The sequence below is a fragment of the Ralstonia sp. 25mfcol4.1 genome (assembly GCF_900104095.1).
Classification (GTDB): Bacteria; Pseudomonadota; Gammaproteobacteria; order Burkholderiales; family Burkholderiaceae; genus Cupriavidus.
Genome location: NZ_FNJO01000005.1, coordinates 373,260 through 393,592, shown reverse-complemented (window position 1 = coordinate 393,592; position 20,333 = coordinate 373,260). Strand labels below are relative to the sequence as shown.

15 protein-coding genes are annotated in these 20,333 nt (G+C 67.6%); 6 read left to right on the top strand and 9 right to left on the bottom strand.

Annotated elements, in window-relative coordinates; translation table 11 throughout:
- Positions 1-2: 2 nt before the first annotated feature.
- The 3 genes from BLQ58_RS12095 to BLQ58_RS12085 are packed head-to-tail and all read left to right on the top strand — an operon-like array spanning position 3 to position 3,159.
- Positions 3-1,439, top strand: coding sequence for a TolC family protein (locus tag BLQ58_RS12095; RefSeq protein ID WP_092598023.1), 1,437 nt, complete (start codon positions 3-5; stop codon positions 1,437-1,439).
- A gap of 2 nt (positions 1,440-1,441) precedes the next feature.
- The gene (locus BLQ58_RS12090) at positions 1,442-2,755 is read left to right on the top strand and encodes a multicopper oxidase family protein (protein ID WP_092598020.1); all 1,314 of its coding nucleotides are present in this window, start codon (positions 1,442-1,444) and stop codon (positions 2,753-2,755) included.
- Between the two features lie 59 nt (positions 2,756-2,814).
- Positions 2,815-3,159 carry a copper-binding protein gene (locus BLQ58_RS12085; RefSeq protein ID WP_254775909.1) on the top strand — a complete coding sequence of 115 codons (345 nt, stop codon included), beginning with the start codon at positions 2,815-2,817 and terminating at the stop codon, positions 3,157-3,159.
- 28 nt (positions 3,160-3,187) lie between these two features.
- On the opposite strand, the gene BLQ58_RS12080 is transcribed toward BLQ58_RS12085, so the two are convergent.
- Positions 3,188-3,493 (bottom strand): H-NS family nucleoid-associated regulatory protein, encoded by a 306-nt coding sequence (locus BLQ58_RS12080; protein ID WP_092598014.1) that lies wholly within the window; start codon positions 3,491-3,493, stop codon positions 3,188-3,190.
- 340 nt (positions 3,494-3,833) lie between these two features.
- Here BLQ58_RS12080 and BLQ58_RS12075 point away from each other — a divergent pair, with 340 nt between their 5' ends.
- Complete coding sequence (locus tag BLQ58_RS12075; protein ID WP_092598010.1) at positions 3,834-4,094, top strand: copper resistance protein CopQ; 261 nt, start codon at positions 3,834-3,836, stop codon at positions 4,092-4,094.
- Positions 4,095-4,160: 66 nt separating this feature from the next.
- Here BLQ58_RS12075 and BLQ58_RS12070 read toward each other — a convergent pair whose 3' ends face one another.
- Positions 4,161-6,227, bottom strand: a complete 2,067-nt coding sequence (locus tag BLQ58_RS12070; protein ID WP_092598007.1) for a putative bifunctional diguanylate cyclase/phosphodiesterase — start codon at positions 6,225-6,227, stop codon at positions 4,161-4,163.
- A gap of 359 nt (positions 6,228-6,586) precedes the next feature.
- Between BLQ58_RS12070 and BLQ58_RS12065 the strand changes: the two genes are divergently transcribed.
- Positions 6,587-6,769: a glycine zipper 2TM domain-containing protein gene (locus BLQ58_RS12065; RefSeq protein ID WP_092598004.1), complete on the top strand. Its 183-nt coding sequence runs from the start codon at positions 6,587-6,589 to the stop codon at positions 6,767-6,769.
- A gap of 284 nt (positions 6,770-7,053) precedes the next feature.
- On the opposite strand, the gene BLQ58_RS12060 is transcribed toward BLQ58_RS12065, so the two are convergent.
- The 7 genes from BLQ58_RS12060 to BLQ58_RS12030 form a co-directional block, all read right to left on the bottom strand.
- Positions 7,054-8,226 (bottom strand): acyl-CoA dehydrogenase family protein, encoded by a 1,173-nt coding sequence (locus BLQ58_RS12060; RefSeq protein WP_092598001.1) that lies wholly within the window; start codon positions 8,224-8,226, stop codon positions 7,054-7,056.
- A gap of 10 nt (positions 8,227-8,236) precedes the next feature.
- The gene (locus tag BLQ58_RS12055; RefSeq protein WP_254775915.1) at positions 8,237-9,181 is read right to left on the bottom strand and encodes a Bug family tripartite tricarboxylate transporter substrate binding protein; all 945 of its coding nucleotides are present in this window, start codon (positions 9,179-9,181) and stop codon (positions 8,237-8,239) included.
- Positions 9,182-9,283: 102 nt separating this feature from the next.
- Positions 9,284-9,694: a cupin domain-containing protein gene (locus BLQ58_RS12050; protein ID WP_092597995.1), complete on the bottom strand. Its 411-nt coding sequence runs from the start codon at positions 9,692-9,694 to the stop codon at positions 9,284-9,286.
- A 191-nt stretch (positions 9,695-9,885) separates the two neighbouring features.
- On the bottom strand, positions 9,886-10,884 hold the full coding sequence (locus BLQ58_RS12045; RefSeq protein WP_092597992.1) for a Bug family tripartite tricarboxylate transporter substrate binding protein: 999 nt from the start codon (positions 10,882-10,884) through the stop codon (positions 9,886-9,888).
- A gap of 57 nt (positions 10,885-10,941) precedes the next feature.
- On the bottom strand, positions 10,942-13,407 hold the full coding sequence (locus BLQ58_RS12040; RefSeq protein ID WP_092597988.1) for a CaiB/BaiF CoA-transferase family protein: 2,466 nt from the start codon (positions 13,405-13,407) through the stop codon (positions 10,942-10,944).
- A gap of 44 nt (positions 13,408-13,451) precedes the next feature.
- Positions 13,452-16,769 carry an acetyl-CoA carboxylase family protein gene (locus BLQ58_RS12035; protein ID WP_029051515.1) on the bottom strand — a complete coding sequence of 1,106 codons (3,318 nt, stop codon included), beginning with the start codon at positions 16,767-16,769 and terminating at the stop codon, positions 13,452-13,454.
- Positions 16,770-16,823: 54 nt separating this feature from the next.
- Entirely contained in the window at positions 16,824-18,371 is a 1,548-nt protein-coding gene (locus BLQ58_RS12030) for an acyl-CoA carboxylase subunit beta (protein ID WP_029051516.1), read from the bottom strand.
- Positions 18,372-18,547: 176 nt separating this feature from the next.
- Between BLQ58_RS12030 and BLQ58_RS12025 the strand changes: the two genes are divergently transcribed.
- Entirely contained in the window at positions 18,548-20,290 is a 1,743-nt protein-coding gene (locus BLQ58_RS12025; RefSeq protein WP_029051517.1) for a sigma-54 interaction domain-containing protein, read from the top strand.
- The last annotated feature ends 43 nt before the right edge of the window (positions 20,291-20,333 follow it).

Here is a 20,333-nt window from a genome sequence, read left to right as displayed (position 1 = left end):
CGATGATGAACGCTATCTTCCGTCGCGCCGCGGTTCCACTGGCCACGGCGATCCTCCTCACGGGGTGTGCGGGCTTTGCGCCCGACGGCGGTTTCGGCCCGGTTGCCGACACCGCGCGCGACAGGCTGGGCAAGGATGCCATCTGGGCGCGCAGCGACGCCGATCGCAATGCACTGCGCGACCGCACGCGCGAGCTTCTGGCGAAACCACTAGATGCCGATGCCGCAATTCAGGTGGCGCTGCTCAACAATGCCGGGCTGCAGGCCCAGTACGCCGACCTGGGCATCGCCGAGGCCGACTACGTGCAGGCCACGCGCCTGCCGAACCCCGGTTTCTCGTTCAGCCGCAAGACCTCGGGCGACGAACTCAAGATCGACCGGGCAGTCACCATCGGCCTCATGAACCTGTTGGCGCTGCCCTTTGCCGCCCGCATCGAGGAAGGCCGCTTTGCGCAGACGCGCCTGGCCGTGGCCGATGCCACACTGCGTCGGGCCGAGGCCACCCGTCGCGCCTGGGTGGAGGCCGTTGCCGCCGGGCAGGCCGCCCGCTATGCCGAAAAGGTACGCCGGGCCGCCGAAACCGGCGCGCTGTTTGCGCGCGACCTGGCCCGCGCCGGCAATGTCAGTGCACTCGATCATGCACGCGAGCAGGCTTTCTATGCCGAAGCCGCGGCGCAGTTGGCGCGCGCCCGCCAGCGGGCGCTGGCGGCGCGCGAACAGCTGACGCGCGAGCTGGGGCTGTGGGGTACGGACATCGCCTACACGCTGCCAGACCGCCTGCCCGACCTGCCCAAGGCGCGTCCGGCCATGCAGGATCTGGAAGGTTATGCGATGTCGCAGCGCCTGGACCTGCAGGCCGGCCGCCTGCAACTGGACAGCCTGTCGCGCTCGCTCGGCCTGACCCGCGCCACGCGCTTCATCAGCGTGCTGGACGTCAGCTATATCCATAACTCCGAGACCAGCCGGCCGCGCGAGACGGGCTACGGCATCGACATCGAGGTGCCGCTGTTCGACTGGGGCGGCGCCCGCGTGGCCCGTGCCGAAGCCGTCTACATGCAGGCGGCGGCACGGCTGGCAGAACAGGCGATCAACGCCCGGTCGATGGTGCGCGAGACCTACGCCGGTTACCGGGCGCGCTACGACATCGCCCTGCACTATCGCGACGAAGTGGTGCCGCTGCGCAAGCGCATCGTCGACGAAAGCCTGCTGCGCTACAACGGCATGCTGGTCAGCGTGTTCGAACTGCTGACCGACGCGCGCGAACAGGTCAACGCCGTGAACGGCTATCTCGACGCGCAGCGCGACTTCTGGCTGGCCGATTCCGAGCTGCGCGGCGCGCTGGGCGGCCGCCTGCCGGACGCCACTGCTGCGCCAACTGCCGCGGCGACGGTCGCACCCACAGCGGCCACCCCTGCGGCCACGACCCCACAAGGACAATGACAATGGTTTCCCGACGCAATTTCCTGGGGCAGTCGGCGGCTGCCATGCTTGGCACGGCAATGGTGTCGCGCGCGGGCGCGGCCGCCCTGCCCGAGGCACCGCTGCAGCACAGCGCCACCACCCAGCCCCCCCTTGCGCCTGCCAGCGGCCGGCCCTATCAGCCCGTGGTCACGCTCAACGGCTGGACGCTGCCCTGGCGCATGCGCAATGGCTGGAAAGAATTCCATCTGGTGGCCGAACCGGTCGAGCGCGAATTGGCGCCCGGCATGACCGCCCATCTGTGGGGCTACAACGGCCAGAGTCCGGGACCGACGATCGAATGCGTGGAAGGCGACCGTGTGCGCATCTTCGTCACCAACAAGCTGCCGGAACACACCACCGTGCACTGGCACGGCGTATTGCTGCCGGCGGGCATGGATGGCGTGGGCGGGCTGTCGCAACCGCATATCCCGCCCGGCAAGACGTTCGTCTACGAATTCGAGATGCGCCATGCGGGCACCTTCATGTACCACCCCCATTCGGACGAGATGGTGCAGATGGCCATGGGCATGATGGGCTTTATCGTCGTGCATCCGCGCGATGCCGCCGCCCGGCGCGTGGACCGCGATTTCGTGTTCCTGATCGCCGCCTACGACATCGACCCCGGCTCATACACGCCGCGCGTGGCCGAGATGACCGATTTCAACATGTGGACATGGAACAGCCGGGTGTTTCCGGGCATCGACGTGCTGCCCGTGCGGCTGGGCGACCGGGTGCGCATCCGCATGGGCAACCTGACCATGACGAACCACCCTATCCACCTGCACGGCCACCGCTTCGAGGTAACGGGCACCGATGGCGGATGGGTGCCGCCGTCGGCACGCTGGCCGGAAGTGACCACCGATGTCGCGGTGGGCCAGATGCGTGCCATCGAGTTCGTGGCCGACAACCCGGGCGACTGGGCCTTCCACTGCCACAAGTCGCACCACACGATGAACGCGATGGGCCACAACCTGCCCACGATGATCGGCGTGAAACAGAAGGACCTGGCCAGCCGCATGAACGCGCTGGTACCCGACTACATGCCGATGGGCCAGGCGGGCATGGCCGACATGGGCAGCATGGAAATGCCGCTTCCCGAGAACACGCTGCCGATGATGAGCGGCCAGGGCCCGTTCGGACCCATCGAGATGGGCGGCATGTTCACCACGCTCAAGGTGCGCGCGGGCATGGCGGCCAATGACTACCGCGATCCAGGCTGGTATCGGCATCCCAAGGGCACGGTGGCATTCGAATACACCGAACCCGTGGCGCAGGCGCTGCGCCGCACGCGATAGGCGCTTTGCCGGATCAACCATTCAAGCCGCACGACCGAAGGACAGAAATGAAACACACGATGGCAACCGCAACGCTGCTGGCCCTGCTGGCCGGGGCGTCCCCCGCTTCGCTGGCGGTCACGGCCGATGCGTCCGATGCGTCCGATGCGCCAGTGGCAACCGCCACGGCGCAGGCGCCGTTACCCGAAGTGGAAGGCGAAATCCGCAAGGTCGATGCCGGGGCCGGCAAGCTGACGATTCGTCACGGGCCGATCGGCAACCTCGACATGGGCGCGATGACGATGATTTTCAGGGTGAAGGACCCGGCGATGCTGACGCGGGTGCAGGCGGGCGACAAGGTGCGGTTCACCGTGGACCGTGTCGATGGGCTGCTGACGGTGACCTCGCTGGCCGTCGCGCAGTAATCGGAAGCCGGTATCGGGCGGGCGCGCCTCAGTCGACGCGGTAGAAGTCGATCGATTGTCCGGCGTTGACCGCCCGCTGCAGCCAGTCCGGATATTCGCCGACGCCGTCCCAGGTCTGACCCATCGCATTGCGATACATCGCGCGCGGCGCGGCGGCGCCCGCCGCGGGCGCCTCGGCGTGGGGGGCGGATGGCGCCACATCGGCGCCATCATCGGTGTCGGCATCGGTAAAGCAGCCTGCTTCGACGAGATGGTCGAACGTCAGGCCATGGTGATCCATCTGCTCGCGGATCCATGCCACCGCGGCTTGTTTGGCTGCATCAGACTCGGACATGACTTATCGTGCGCGCCCGCCACCTTGCGGGCGGGCTGGAGAATTCGAAGGGGGGAGCGGTCCGGGCAGGAAATCCGGCGGACCAGCACGGATTCTACAGGTTGTTGGCGTGGCTCCCGCGGAATCCGCCGATTACCGCCGGAATGTTGCATTCGCCGCGGCCCTTTTTGGTCGTGTGCATGGCGCCGGGCGGCACGCGCGAACGAATGACGAATCTGTCATGCGTTGGTCATGTTGGCGTGGCTGCCCCGCTCATAGACTGCAAGCCAAGGTCGCATGACGACCGGTACAAATCACCGAAACACCAAACTGCCTCCATCCTCGAATCCAAGGAGTCCACATGCTCAAGAAAGCCCTGCTCTATACCGCCCTTGCCACTACGCTGGCCGGCGCCGCCACGATGGTCAACGCTGCCCCGCGCAGCACTGATCCTTACACCGACGGCGCACGTGTGACCAACCGTGATGGTCTGGTCGAGCGCGTTGGCGCGCGCGACGTGTACACCGACGGCGCCCGCGATGTGCGCGATGCGCGCAACCCGTTCGTCGACGGCGCACATGATGTGCGCGACGCACGCAGCCCGTACACGGACGGTGCCTGATCCACGCTATGGCCCGCTCGGGCCAGATCCGGGCTGATACAGCCCGAACCCGCCAGGCGGCGGCGCTCACTGCGTCGCCGCCTGGCTCATGAATTGCGCGGCAGGCACCGGCCGGCCCAGCAGGTAACCCTGCAGCGCATCGCACCCCAGCCCCGCCAGGAACGACTGCTGCGCGGCGGTCTCTACCCCCTCCGCCACGACCTGCAGGTTAAGCGTACGGCCCAGCGCAACGATGGCCGACACGATGGCCGCATCCTCCGAATCCTCCGCCAGGTCACGCACAAAGCCGCGATCGATCTTCAGTTCGCTGGCCGGAATGCGCTTCAGATGCAGCAGGCTTGAATAGCCGGTGCCGAAGTCATCGATGGCGATGCGTACGCCCATTTTGTCGAGCTGCGTCATGATGGCGAGCGTCTCTTCCACATCGTGCATCGCCGTGGTTTCCGTGATTTCAAGCGTCAGGCGCGGCGCCGGGATGCCGTGATGCGCCAGCGCTTCGGACACGGTTTCGATCATCCCCGCGTGACAGAATTGCAGCGCCGACAGGTTCACGGCCATTGACCAGTCCGCATGACCGTTGGCGTGCCAGGCGGCCAGCTGCCGACAGGCTTCGTCCAGCACCCATTTGCCGATCGGCACGATGGCACCGGTTTTTTCGGCCAGGCCGATGAACTGGTCGGGCATCAGCAGCCCGTGTACCGGGTGTTGCCAGCGCAACAGCGCCTCGGCGCCCACCAGGCGGCTGTCCGTTGCCGCGAACTTGGGCTGGTAGTGCAGTTCAAGCTGGCCCGTGCGGACCACGCCGCGCAGGTCCTGGATCAGCGACTGCTGGACACGCGCCTGATGGTTCATCGACCGTTCGAAGAAGCAGTACGCGTTGCGGCCCGACGCCTTCGCGTGGTACATCGCGGCATCGGCGTTGGTCATCAGTGTGTCCTGGTCGGCGCCGTCGGCGGGATAGAGCGCGATGCCGATGCTGCCCGACACATGCAGCGCATGGCCCGCCACATTCACGGGCTCGCGCAACGCCTCGATCAGGTTCTCGGCCATCACGCCGGCGTCGGCCGGTTCGTCGATCCTGGCGAGCACCACGAACTCGTCGCCGCCCACACGCGAGATGGTGTCCTCGGAGCGGGCTGACGCGCGCAGGCGGCCGGCAATCTCCACCAGCAGGCTGTCGCCCATCTGGTGGCCGTAGGTATCGTTGACGCTCTTGAATCCGTCCAGATCCACGAACAGCACCGCAAATGTGCCCGGCTGCCGCGTGGCCGCCTGGATGGCCTGCTGGAAGCGGTCTTCCAGCAGCACGCGGTTGGGCAGGTGGGTCAGCTTGTCGTGCAGGGCCAGGAATTCAAGCTCCTTGTTGGCCACGCCCAGCGCGTCGGCCAGCACCGCCGTCCGCATTTCCAGACGCATGTCGAGCACCGATGTGATCAGCGCCACGGCCAGCACGCATACGGTGACGACCAGGATCGGCAGGGCCAGCGCACCGCTGTCCACGCCCGAACCCGCTGCACCGCAGATGCTCCCCAGCGGAAAACGTGCCGCCGCCATGCCCGTGTAGTGCATGGCGGCGATCGCCCCGCCCATGACCAGCGCGGCACCGAGCCGCAGCTGATGGACGCGCGGCATGCTGCGCCGCAGGCGGAAGGCAATCCACAGGGCCGCGCCCGAAGCCGCCACGGCAATCACGATCGACAGCAGGAACAGCCAGGGGTCGTAATCGATGCCGGGCTGCATGCGCAGGGCCGCCATGCCCGTGTAGTGCATGCTCGAGATGGCCGCGCCCAGCGCCAGCGCCCCCAGCGCCAGGCGCCTGCGCGGCAGGTACTCCAGGCTGACCAGGCGCAGCGCGAATGCCGACGCCAGCACGGCGATCAGCAATGATGCCCCCGTAATGGCCAGGTCGTACCCCAGCGGGATCGGCAGGCGGAAGGCCAGCATGCCGATGAAATGCATCGACCAGATGCCCAGTCCCATGGCCACGGCACCGCCGGCCAGCCACATCCGCGCGTAGCGGCCACGGGCCGCGGTGGAAATGCGGCCTGCCAGGTCCAGCGCCGTATACGACGCCAGCACGGCAACCAGCACGGAAATCAGGACGAGGGAGGCGTCGAAACGGGGCGACATCATGGCAGCGGGTGACGGGAAAGTGGCTTGCGGCAGGCCGCCATTCTGAAGGCTCAGGCGCGCCCGGCGTGAAATTTCCGGCACCGCCAACGGTTATCGGTCGTTTCAGCCCAGACTGAAGTGGGGGATTGTGCATCAGCCCGCTTGCTGCCGCTACGCGCCCAGCCCGGTTTCGTACGTCTGCACGGTTGACACGCGGTCCCCGCCCCGTGTTGCGACCGTCCGACAAATTCCTACAGTGCAATCAGCGCCCGCCGGAAAGGCCCGGCGGCGGCGCGGACCTATCCTTGAGGCGTGATGAACGACAGACGCCGCCGCGCAACACCAGCAGGAACTGCGTGGCGCCAACGTAGGAGAACATCATGTGGAAGCGAATCACAGGCGTTGTCGCCATCGGCGCGTGCTGCTGGGCCCTGTCGGGCTGCACGGCAACCGGCGCGGTGGCAGGCGGTGTGGTGGGCCATGAGGCCACCCACGGCAGCACGGCCGGTACGGTCGGTGGCGCCGTGGTGGGTGGCGTGATTGGCCACGAGCTGGGTAAGTAATTGACGATTTCCGCGGTCTGGATGGCGGGCAGGGTCATCCAGATTTGCGCGGCATGGGCTCTTAGATGGGAAGAACATGCCGCCGCGCGCCGCGCCATGAGCACCGGCCTATAGTGTTTTTCAACGATGATTGGACGTTTTCATCGCTGAAAGGCACCGTGGCACACAACGGTGTCAGATCCTCACGGATCGTCATGGCGCGGCAGCGGGAAACCTGCACTGAAAAGGCCCCGGATCTTCACAGGTCCGGGGCTTTTCCTTTTCCTTTTCCTTTTCCTTCACGGTCAGTACGACTTGGGCAGCCCCAGCACGCGCTCCGCGATATGGCACATGATCAGCTGGGCGCTGACCGGCGCGATGCGTGGAATATAGGACTCCCGCAGATAGCGTTCCACGTGGTATTCGCGCGCATAGCCCATCCCGCCCAGCGTCAGCACGGCCGTCTGGCATGCCTGGTGCGCGGCCTCCGCCGCCAGATACTTGGCCGCGTTGGCCTCCGCGCCGCAGGGCTTGCCGTGATCGTAGAGCCAGGCCGCCTTCCACACCATCATGTCGGCCGCCTCCAGCGCCATCCAGGCTTGCGCCAGCGGATGCTGGATGCCCTGGTTCTGCCCGATCGGCCGGCCGAACACCGTGCGCTCCCGGGCATAACGCGTGGCGGCCTCCAGCGCGGCACGCCCGAGCCCCACGGCCTCGGCCGCGATCAGGATGCGTTCCGGGTTCAGCCCGTGCAGGATGTACTCGAAGCCCCTGCCCTCCTCGCCGATGCGGTCTTCCGCCGGCACCATCAGGCCGTCGATGAACAGCATGTTCGAATCGACCGCGCCGCGCCCCATCTTGTCGATCTCTCGCACTTCGATGTGGTTGCGGTCCAGCGTCGTATAGAACAGGCTCAGGCCCTGCGTGGGCTTGCTCACGGCGTCCGGCGGCGTGGTGCGCGCCAGCAGCAGCATGCGCGTGGCCACCTGCGCCGTCGAAATCCAGATCTTGCGGCCGTCCACGCGGTAGGCGCTGCCGTCGGCGGTGCGCACGGCCTGCGTCTTCAGGTGGGTGGTGTCCAGCCCCGCGTCGGGCTCGGTCACTGCAAAGCAGGCCTTGTCGCGGCCTTCGATCAGCGGCGGCAGCGCGGCCGCCTGCTGGGCCTCGTTGCCGAATACCACCACCGGGTTCAGGCCGAACACGTTCATGTGGATGGCCGAAGCGCCAGAGAATCCGGCCCCCGACGCCGACACGGTCTGCATAATCAGCGCCGCCTCGGTGATGCCGAGCCCCGCACCGCCGAATCGCTCGGGCATGGCGATGCCCAGCCAGCCCGCCCCGGCCATGGCCTGGTGGAACGCTTCGGGGAACCGGTGTTCGCGGTCCAGTTCGGACCAGTAATCCGGGCCGAAGTCGCTGCACAGCTGCGTCACGGCGTCGACGATGGCGTTCTGCTCGGGTGTCCTTTCGAAATTCATCCGGTGCTCCTTATTCCGGCTGGATGCCCGCGTCCTTGACGAGCTTGTTCCACTTCACGAGTTCGCTGCCGACAAAGGCCGTGAACTGCTGCGGGGTCTGGCCGAACGCCTCGAAACCCAGTGCTTCGAACTTCGGCGCCACCTCCTTGCTGGAGGCGATCCTCGACAGTTCGCGGTTCAACCGCTCGACAATCGGCTGCGGCGTCTTTGCCGGCGCGAATACGCCGTTCCAGGACGTGATGTCGAATCCCTTCAGCTCCGGCGTGTCGGCAATCGGGGGCAGGTCGGGCAGCAGGCGGCTGCGCTGCGCGGTGGTCACGGCCAGCGCGCGCATCTTGCCGGCCTTGACGTTGGCAATGCCGGCCGCCACATCGACGAACATCATCGGCACCTGGCCCGCAATCACGTCGGTCATGGCCGGCGGCGTGCTCTTGTATGGCACGTGCAGCAGGTCGATGTTGGCCATGCGGTCCAGCGTGGCCCCGGACACGATGCCAGTGCTGTTGCCGCTGGCGTAGGACATGCCCGGATGGGCCTTGGCGTAGGCAATCAGTTCGCCCACCGTCTTGACGGGCAGCTTCGGATTGATGACCAGCATGAACGGCAGGTTGCCCATGCGCGCGACCGGCGTGAAGTCCCTGATCGGGTCGTAGGGCAGCTTCTTCATCAACGACGGATTGGCCGAATGCGTGGTGTTAGTCGTCATGAACAGCGTGTAGCCGTCGGGCGCGGCCTGCGCCACCAGTTCGGCGGCAATCGCGCCGTTGGCGCCGGGCCGGTTGTCGACCACCACGTTCTGGCCCAGCGCGTCGCCCAGTTCCTTGGCCGTGATGCGCGCCACGGCGTCGGTGCCACTGCCTGCGGCAAATGGCACGACCAGCCGGATCGGCCGGCTCGGATAAGTGTCGGCTGCCTGCACGGCCAGCGGCAGCGCCGTCGCAGGTAGCGCCAGCATGGCGGCGACAAGCGTGCGCCGCACGCGGAAATTCGGCATGGTGATCTCCTCCAGGGGGTTGGGCGGCTGCAAGGCCTTGATGGGTCCGGCTGACTGCGAGGTTCAGGCCGGACGAATCACGCGATCCGGCGATTCCTCGTACGGCGGGGCGTAGATCACCAGCAGCTTCACGGGCTCGTCGCTGATCACCGTGAACACATGCATGGCATCGGCCGGAAAGAAGCAGCAGTCGCCCGGCCCCAGATCGCGCGCCTGGCCATTGACCTCGGCCCGCGCACGGCCTTCCAGCACGTAGCAGACCTGCTCGATGCCCGGGTGTGCATGCGGCAGCGCGCCCTTGCCGCGCTCGATGGTGCCGTGGATGACTTCGAGTTGCGTGGCGCCAACGTTTTCGCGGCCAATGATGCGACGGTTCAGGGTGCCGACATGGTTGGCCGGGTGATAGCCGGCAACCTCTTCGGTACGGACGAAATAAACGGGAGCCGCCGGCGGGGCGGCGGAAGATGCGGTCATGGGCAGGCTGTCTCCAACATAGTGGCGCCGTACCGGATGGCCGGCGCTCTATTTTCATGTTTGTGAAACAGATTTTATGCTCATGAAAAATGGCGTCAACTTGGGGTTGCTACCGATGGCCAGCCGGAGGTGGCGCATCGGGATGCGGCCGGAATGTCACCCGGCCACCTCGTGCACCACCCTTGCGTCGGTCAATCCAGCGTGATGTTCTCCTTCTGGATCACCGCATCCCAGCTCACCTCTTCTTTTTCGACCCGTATGGCGAAGTTTTCGGGGTCCACCATCACCACATCACCCTGCTGGCTCAGCGCCGCCTTGGCCTTCTCGTCGTCCAGCACGCCGCGAGTAGCCGCGTGCAGTTTCTGGACGATGGGCTGCGGGGTGCCAGCCGGTGCCAGCAGGCCGATCCAGAACGTGGAGTTGAACGGCTTGAGGCCGGCCTCCTCGACGGTTGGCACGTCAGGCAGCTGCGTCATGCGCCGCGTGGAACTGACCGCGATGGGCTTGAGCTTGCCGGCCTTGATCTGCGGCAGCGCGGTCCAGGTATCGAAAGCGGTATCGAGTTCGCCGCTGATCACCGCCATTTCCGCCTGGGCGGCGGACTTGTATGGCACGTGCGTAGTGTTTATCCGGGCCCTGTTGTTCAGCATCGCAAAGCTCAGGTGGGCGATATTGCCGGGGCCGGCCGAGCCGTAGCTGATCTTGCCCGGATGTTGCGAGGCGTAGCGGACCAGGTCGGGCACCGTGGCCACGGCGTGCTTCTGCGACCATTCGGGGTTGGTCACCAGGATGAACGGCGCCTCCAGCACCAGCGTGACCGGGGCCAGGTCGCGGGCCTTGTAGCTGGCCTTCTTGTAGATGTGGGGATTGATGGTGACGCTGCTGGAATTGGTGACCAGCAGCGTGTAGCCGTCGGGCGCCGAGCGCGCGGCCTCCCCGACGCCAATCAGGCCGTTCGCGCCGGCCTTGTTCTCCACCACCACAGGTTGGCCCAGCGACCGGGTCAGCCGCTCCGACAGCACGCGTGCCACGGTGTCGGTGAACGATCCGGCCGGAAACGGCACGATCATGCGGATCGGCTTGTTCGGCCAGTTGCCGGCCTGGCTGCCTTGTGCGGCAGCGGCGCCGGGCAGGCCCACGGCCAGCAGGCATCCCATTGCCATGGCGGCGGTCAGTGCGCGTCGGTTCATGTTGTCTCCTTGTCGTATTGGTCTTGGAATCTGGTGTTTCCCGCCCGGGACGCCGGGCTAGGCCGATGTCCCGGTGCCCTTGGGCCGGGCGGTTTGTCCCGTGATGCCCCGGCGCTCCAGCCCCGCGCGCTGTTCGGCGCCGAGCCCGAGCACGCTGGCCAGCACCTGGTCGGTGTGCTGCCCCAGCGTGGGCGATACATGGCGAATTGGCGCCGGCCCGTCGGCGCCACGAAACCAGCTGGTGCTGGCGGCATATCGCCCGACATAGGGTCGCTCCACCTCGCACCAGAAGCCGCGCGCATGCAGATGGGGGTCCTGCAGCACCTGCCACATGGGCTTGACCGCGCCTGCGGCGACGCCGGCCTGCTGAAGCTGCCGCATGGCGTCGTCGGGCTCGCGCGCCGCACACCAGGCGGCAATGGCCGCGTCGATACGGTCATGCTGCGCGCGCCGGCCTGCGGCATCGGCCAGCGCCGTGCCTTCGGCCAGGTCCGCGCGGCCGATCACGTGGCACAGCGCGGGCCACTGGGCATCGGTCACGCTCAAGACGATCCAGCCGTCGTCGCCCGCGCAGCGGTAGCAGCCGTGCGGCGCGGTCAGCGGATGACGATTGCCCTGACGCGGCGCCACCCGGCCCGATACCGACTGCTCGATCATGTACGGCGCGGTCAGTGCCAGCATGGCCTCCACCTGAGACAGGTTCAGATGCCGCCCCTTGCCCGTGGCCTGCTGGGCGAACAGCGCCACCAGCATCGCGGCGCCCGCGTTCAGACCGCCAATCGGATCGCCGTAGGCATACGACGTCATGGCCGGCGGACCATCGGGGTGGCCCGTGTAGCACGGCAGGCCGCTGGCCTGTTCCAGCGTGCCGCCATAGGCGCGCGTGTTGCTCCAGGCGTTGCCCAGCCCGAAGGCCGGCATCGACACCATTACCAGGCGGTCATTGCGGGCGCGCAGCGTGTCGTAGGTCAGGCCAAGCTTGGGCAATACCTCGGCCGAGTAGTTTTCGATCACTGCATCGGCGTGCGCCACCAGGTCCAGCAGCAGCGCCTTGCCTTCGGGCCGGGTCAGGTCCAAGGTGATGCCGAGCTTGTTCCGGTTCATCATGTTGAAGTTCGAATTCTTCTCGTACAGCCTGTCACGATAGAACTCGTCGGTGAAATTCGCGCCGCGCCACCAGTCCGGATAGCCCGTGCTCTCCACCTTGATGACCTCAGCACCCAGATCGGCGAGGGTCCGCGTGGCCAGCGGCCCCGCCCAGCCCATGGTCAGGTCGATGACGCGGATGCCGTCCAGCGGCAGGCATCCGGCGGGCGCCGGCGACAGCGCCCGGTGCGGATGGCGATCGAGACCCGCATGCCGATAGAACGCGGTGTCCGCGCCCAGCCCGGGAGCCTTGCCGCCGGGCAGCGGTCCGGCATCATCGAGCCGCAGCGGCACCACCGGGCCCTCGAACGCCACGCCGTCCATGTCCACCGGGACGAAGGCACCTCGCTCGCGATGCACGGCCTGCCCCAGCAGGGTCGCCATGCTGGGTACCACCACGGCCGGGTGTTTCTTGTCGCCGAGCAGCGCGAACCATTCCTCGGCCGTCCGCTTGCGCAGCGCCGGCTTCAGGAATGCGTCGATCTCGTCGGCCACCAGCATCCGCGCGGGGCCGCTGGCAAAGCGCGGATCGCTGCCAAGCTCCGGACGCCCGATCGCCTCGCACAGCGCCTTCCACTGCGGCAAGGTATGCGTGAAGATGCCGATCCACCCCTCGGCGGTCTCATAGATGCCGCCCGGATGCGTGCCGCAGAAGCGGTTCACACCCATGCGGCGCAGCGGGTGGCGCTTGTCCTGGACCATGCCCGCCTCCATTTCCACCACACTGAAGATGCACTCGTGCAGGCTCAGCACGTAGCGCCGGCTGCCCTGGCTGGCGCCAAGCAGCGCCCCGACTCCCGCCGAAAATGCGCTCAGTCCTGCCACGATGCCGGTCTGCACGTCGTGCGGCATATGCGGTGGCCCCTCCACCGGGCCGCTGCCATGCACGGCGCCCGCCAGCCCCCGGCAGACCGCCTCGGTACCCGCGAATTCGCTGTACGGGCCGCTTTCACCGAACCACGTCAGCGCGATGTCGATGGGCACATGGCCGTGGGGCTCACCCGGCGCCCGCCACACCGGCCGCTCAAGCACGGCGATGCCTGCGTCAAGCGCGCGCGCATCGAGCACGACATCGCACGTGCGGGCCAGCCGGGCCAGCCAGGCGCCGTCCTCGGGGCCGCCCGACGCAACGACGCTGCGCTTGTTCGTATTGAGCCAGCCGAACAGCGCGCTCTCGGGCTGCCCGCCCGCAGGCGGGTCGATCAACGGCGGCATGCGCCGCCACGCATCGCCCGCCGCATCTTCCACCTTGATGACCTCGGCGCCGAAATCGGCAAACAGCTTGCCCGCGTAGGCCAGCGCCGGCCCGGTACCAATTTCCAGCACGCGCAATCCCCCCAGCGCCAGTTGCGCCGGATCCGGACCATTCCTGGTCATGAGTGCCTCCTGATTCCTTGGGTTCCGTACATCCACGGGGGCGCTCACCAGGCGTCCACAAAGCCGCGACGCTCGCGGCGGCCGCGCAGTTCCGCCGAAGCAATGCCCTGCGCGATCCATTTGCGCGTCTCGGCCGGATCGACCACCGCGTCGATTTCCACCGCCGCCGCCGTGTTGATCGCGTGGCCGCGCTCGTACGATTGGGCCACCAGCCGGTCGAACAGCGCCTTGCGCTCCGGGCCATCGGGCACCGCTTCCAGTTCCTTCTTGAAGCCGAGCCGAACGGCGCCCTCCAGCCCCATCGGCCCGAACTCGCCGGTCGGCCACGAGATCGTGAAGTTCGCCGAGCGGAAGCCGCCGCCCGCCATGGCCATCGCGCCCAGGCCGTAGCCCTTGCGCAGCGTCACGGCCAGCAGCGCCACGCGCAGTTTGGCCGCCGTCAGGAACATGCGCGATACGTGGCGTACCTGCGCACGGGCCTCGACATCGGGGCCCACCATGAACCCCGGGGTGTCGATCAGCGAGACGATGGGCAGGCCATGCGCGTCGCACAGCTGCATGAAGCGCGACGCCTTGTCGGCCGCATCGGCGTCGATGGCCCCGCCCAGGTGGTACGGGTTGTTGGCCATGATGCCCACCGGCTGGCCTTCCACGCGCGCGAGCGCCGTGTGGATGCCCACGCCAAAGCCGCCGCGCAGCATCAGCACGCTATCCACATCGGCAATGCCCTCGATGGCCTTGCGCGTGTCGTAGACCCGCAGGCGGTTTTCCGGCACCACGTGGCGCAGGGCCGCCGGATCGGGCGCGCTCCAGTGCGCGACGCGGCCCTGGAACATCGACAGGTAGTGCTTGGCCGCCTGCGTGGCTTCGGCCTCGTTTTCCACCAGGATGTCGATCACGCCATTGGCAAACTGCACCGGCGCCGGCCCCACGTCCTCAGGCCGGAAGATGCCCAGGCCGCCGCCTTCGATCATGGCTGGCCCGGCCATGCCGATATTGGCCGACTTGTCGGCAATGATCACGTCGCAGCAGCCCAGGAACGCGGCGTTGCCCGCGAAGCAGCGGCCCGACACGATGCCCACCACCGGCACCTGGCCGCTCAGTTCGGCAAAGGCGGCGAACGACGGCTGGTACAGGCCCGACACCGACGGAAAGTCCACATCGCCGGGCCGTCCGCCGCCCCCTTCGCCAAACAGCACCAGCGGCAGTTCGTCGCGCAGCGCCACCTCGACGATGCGGTCGGTCTTGATATGGTTGCGCTTGCCCTGCGTGCCCGCCATCACCGTGGCGTCATAGGCCATCACCGCGCTGCGCGCGCGCTCCTTGCCGACCAGATCGGCATTGACGTTGCCGATGCCGGTAATCAGGCCATCGGCCGGCGTGTTGGCGATCAGGTCTTCCCGGGTGCGGCGGCTTGCCTGCGCGGCCAGTGCCAGGGCCCCATATTCGACAAAGCTGTCGGCATCGCACAGGTCGGCGATGTTCTCGCGGGCGGTGCGCTGGCCGCGCGAGCGGCGCCGGGCCACGGCATCGGGACGCGCGGCGTCGTGCAGAAAGGCGTGCCGGTCCAGCACACGCTGCAGATCGGCGCGGATGGCGTTGGCATCGTGCGCCTGCGCGGTGTCGGCCGCCACGCCTTCGGCATCGGCGGCTTCCAGCACGATCAGGATCTGGTTCTCGGCCGCCAGCGCATTCTTTTCCAGGCGGAGGTCCACCACACGGCCGGCGCACTCGGCCACGATTGCGTGCTCCATCTTCATGGCGTCGAGCACGGCCACGGTCTGGCCGGGCTTGACCAGCGCGTTCAGTTCGACGGCGATGTCCACCACGCGGCCCGTCAACGGCGCGCGGATCGCAACCAGCCCGTCGTCCACCTGCTCCTCGGCCCCCGCTGCATGCGCCAGGCCGTGGACCGGCGGACGCGTCGAGCCCCCAAGCAGCGCGTCCTGCGCGCGCGCGGCGTCGGCAATCGCTTCCGCGGCTGCGGCCAGTTCGGGCAGGATGGCCTCGAAATGGCGCGTGTGGACGGCCTGGGTGCGGAATTCGTCTCGCTGCACCAGCGCGCGCAGCAGGTTCAGGTTGGTCGGTACGCCGCCGATACGGAATTCGGCCAGCGCGCGCTGCAGGCGGCGCAGCACCGCGCCGAAGTCCGACGTGCCGCTGCTGACGATCAGCTTGGCCAGCAGCGTGTCGAAATTCGGCGACGGTTCGTAGCCGGTATAGGCGTGGGTATCGACGCGGACATCGGGCCCGGTCGGCGGGTCGAATCGCTCCAGACGGCCGTGCGCCGGACGCGCCAGGCCGTTGGCATCGGTCATCTCGGCGTTGACGCGCACCTGGATCGCGAAGCCGCGCGGTTGCGGCGGCGCGGCCGGGTCCAGCCCCAGGTCGCCCAGCGTGCGCCCGGCCGCCAGCCCGATCTGCAGCGCCACCAGATCCACGCCGGTGACCTGCTCGGTGATCGTATGCTCGACCTGCAGGCGCGGATTGGCCTCGATAAAGACGAAGTCCTTCTGATCGCCCGCCTCGTTTTCCTCGACCAGGAACTCGAACGTCCCCAGGCTGGCGTAGCTCACCCGGCGTGCCAGCCGCAGCGCGGCCTTGATGATCTGATCGCGCAGCTGAGGCTTGAGCACCGGGCTTGGTGCAATCTCCACCAGCTTCTGGAAGCGGCGCTGCAGCGTGCAGTCGCGCTCGCCCAGCGCCACCACGTTGACGCCGTCGCCGGCAATCTGCACTTCGATATGGCGCGCCCGCGCCACCAGCCGCTCGGCGTACAGCGCGTCGATGCCGAACGCCGACGCCGCCTCGGAGCGGCAACGCGCATAGGCTTCGGCCACGTCTTCGCGCCGACGCACCACCCGCATGCCGCGCCCGCCGCCGCCGCCCACCGCCTTGATGACCACGCCGGCCGCGCCCTGCGCATCGAAGAAGGCCGTGATCTCTTCCAGCGTTGCGCCGCCATGCGTGGCCGGCATCACCGGCACATCGCTCTGCACGGCCAGTTCCAGCGCCCGGCCCTTGTCGCCGAAGATCGCCAGATGCTCGACGCCGGGGCCGATAAACCGGATGCCGGCCGCCGCGCACGCCTGCGCAAAGTCCGCGCGCTCGCTCAGGAAGCCATAGCCCGGGTGCACCGCGTCGCAGCCGGTGGCCTGGGCTGCGGCGATGATGCCCGCGATGTCGATGTAGGCCGCCGGACCTGCGCCGTCGAGCGCCACGGCCTCGTCGGCCAGCACGCGATGCAGCGCGCTGACGTCGTCCTGCGAATAGACCGCCACGGTGCCAATATCCAGATCCCGCGCGGCCCGCAGGATACGCAGGGCAATCTCGCCCCGGTTCGCAATCAGCAGCTTCTTCAAGTCTCTCTCCTGTGTTGTTCTGGTGTTCCGATGTTTGTTGTCGGGGGTGCCGGCTCAGGGCCGCACGCCAAAGCGGCTGACGCCGGGCTCGCGCAGCGGCGCCGCCAGGTTGGCGAATTCGCACAGCAGCGCGCGGGTATCGCGCGGGTCGATGATGTCTTCGATGACGAACGCCTCGGCGCTACGGAACGGCGACGTCAGGCTGCGCACGCGCTGTTCGATTTCGGCGCGCTTCTGCACGGGATCGTCGGCGCCCTCGATCTCGGCCTTGTAGGCCACTTCGAGGCCACCCTCTATCGGCAAGGCCCCCCAGTTGGCCGACGGCCACGCGTAGCGGAAATTGAACCGGCCCATGTGCTGATGCCCCGCCGCCGCCACGCCATAGGCGCGCCGCACGATGACCGAACACCACGGCACCGTGGCCTGGTAGACGGCCGCCAGCGCCCGCACGCCGTAGCGCATGATCCCCGCCTGTTCGGCCTCCGGCCCGACCTGGAAGCCCGCCGTATCCACCAGATGCACCACTGGCAGATGGAAGGTCTGCGCCAGATCGACACAGCGGGTGAATTTCTCGGCGGTGTCGCTGTCCCAGTTGCCGCCGTGCCAGGCCGGGTCGCTGGCGATCACGGCCACCGGCCAGCCATCGAGCCGGGCCAGCCCAGTGACGATGGCCCGCCCCCACTGCGCGCCGGTCTCGAAAAACGATCCGGCATCGACCAGAGCCTCCAGGATGGGCCGGATCTGGTACGCGGCCCGCGTGTCGCGCGGAATGGCCGCCAGCAGCCATTCGTCGCGCCGCGACGGGCTATCCCGGGTTTCAGTCCGGGGCGGCAGGTCATACACCGAGGCGGGCAGGTACGACAGAAACTGCCGGGCACGCGCAAAGGCCTGCGGCTCGGTGGCCACCTCGTCGTCCACCACGCCATTGCGGGTGTGGATCTGGCTGCCGCCCAGTTCGTTCTTGCCGATGTCCGGGCCGGCTTGCGCCACCAGCGGCGGCCCTTCGCTGAACAGCTGCGAGGTCTCCTTGACCATCACCGAATAGTGGCTCGCCGCCACGCGCGCCGCGCCCATGCCGGCCACGGAACCCAGCGCCAGCGACACCACGGGCACGGTGGCCATGTTTTCCACCACGTACTGCCAGACCTTCATGGTCGGAATCAGCGTGTGCCCCTTGATCTCGATATTGCGCACCGACCCACCGCCGCCCGTGCCGTCAACCAGCCGGATCATCGGCAGCCGCAGGTCGTGGGCCATTTTTTCGGCATGGATCAGCTTGTCGCCGGGCGCGCCGTCGTTGGCCCCGCCCCGCACCGTGAAATCGTCGCCCACCAGCACCACGGGGCGGCCGTCCACCTGCGCGCGGCCCATGACAAGATTCGACGGAATCAGGTCGATCAGCCGGCCGTTGCTGTCATAGCGGCCGCTGCCGCTCAGGCCGCCCACCTCGCGGAACGACCCCGGATCGGCAATCGCATCGACCCTCTCGCGCACCGTCAGCTTGCCCGCCGCCTTGTGACGCTCCACCTTGCTGTCACCGCCCATGCGGGCGGCCAGCCGCCGCCGCCAGGCAAGTTCGTCCACTTCAGGCTGCCAGCTCACGTGTCTGTCTCCGACTGTCTTTCTTGTGTTGATGCGAAGACACTTTGCACAAGGCGTGCCAGCTTTTGGGTATCTGTCTGTGCCTTGATTACATTGAGAATTCCATGTGACACCGTTAAGATGTCCGCGACAAATACATCAAAGTGTCCTCGCCAAGGACACAACAGGAGACACGCGTGTCCACGGAGACAACACAGGCGACCGCGGCGGTCGATCCGCGTCCGGATTCCGCGTTCCTCGGCGTACTGGTATGCCAGGGCGACGGCCGCCCCGTGACAGCCTTCGGGGTCTGTGCCGATCCCGCCGTGGCGGACGCTGCGCGGGTTGCCCGGGCAAACGCCGATCCGGCAAGCGGCAGGCGGCTGTTTCCGTTGGCCGTGGGACAGGCGCGCTACATCGGCTTGTCGCTCGAAGACGCCGACCGGCACCTGATCCTGCTGCATCGTGCCGACGCACAGGCCACGCTGTTCGATTTCCTGGGCACCGTGCCATTTGCCGATGCCATCCTCGACCACTTCCTGAACGATCCCTACCAGGCCATCACTGTGGTCGACCACGCGGGGCTGGTGCGCTTCATCAGCCCGGTCCACGAGAAGTTTCTGGGACTGGAGCCCGGCGCCGGCATCGGGCGCGCGGCGGCCGAGGTGATCCCGAACTCACGGCTGCCGCAGGTCGTGAGCAGCGGCAAGGCCGAGATCGGCCAGCTGCAGCAACTGAATCACACCAGCCGGGTGGTCAACCGCATTCCAATCCGCCAGCACGGCGAAGTGGTGGGCGCCATCGGCCAGGTGATGTTCAAGGGGCCGGAGGAACTGGTGCGGCTGCACAAGGAACTGGTGACGCTGCGCTCGGAGGTGGCACGGTACCAGCGCGAAGTGGAAGGCCTGCGCGAACGCCAGTCGAATTTGGGCCTGATCGGCGACAGCGCGCCGATGCAGCGCCTGCGCCGCGAAATCCAGACCGTGGGCCGGCTGGACGTGCCGGTGCTGATCCTGGGCGAAAGCGGCACCGGCAAGGAACTGGTGGCACGCGCCATCCACGGCAGCGGCCACGACGACCCTGCCGCCGACCGCCCGCTGGTCAGCCTGAACCTGGCCGCCCTGCCCGCCACGCTGATCGAGTCCGAACTGTTCGGCCACGCCCCCGGCGCCTTCACCGGCAGCAAGCGTCAGGGCCAGGCCGGCAAGCTCGAACTGGCCGCCGGCGGTACGGTATTCCTCGACGAGGTCGCCGATATTCCCATGGAAATGCAGGTGAAACTGCTCCGCGTGCTGGAAGACCACATGGTCGAACGGCTAGGCAGCGGACGCGCCCGCAAGGTGGATTTCCGTCTGGTATCGGCCACCAATCGCGATATCCCCGAACTGATCGACGCGGGAAGATTCCGCCTGGACCTCTATTACCGGCTCAGCGGGGTGGTGCTGCGCATTCCCGCACTCCGGCAACGGCGCGAGGATATTCCGGCCCTGCTGCAGCATTTCGTCGAAGCCTTCTGCGCGCGCAATGGCATGCCGGCGCCCAGGATCGAACATGATGTGGCGCGATACCTTGCCGGACAGCCATGGCCGGGCAATGTCCGACAGCTAAGGCAACGCGTGGAAGAGGCGCTGGTGTTTTGCGACGGCCGCGCGCTGAAGGTGGCGGACTTTGCGCGGGGGGACGCGGCGCGGGGTACGGTGGTGGCGGCCGATATCCCGGAGGTACCTGCATTCGGGACAGCGGTGTCCAGCGGCCCTGTCAGCGATGTCCCGGCCTTCGGCACGCCGCCGACCGATGCTGGCGGCGGCATGAGCGGGCTGGCCTATGCGGCGGTGCTCGACGCCATCGCCCGCCACGGTGGAAACAAGAAACGCGCGGCGCAGCAACTGCGGATATCGCGGTCGCATCTGTACAAGATTCTTGAGCGCGGCGGGAAGTAGAACCGGCGCGATGCCAGGCACGGCAGAACCCCCACAGGTCAAC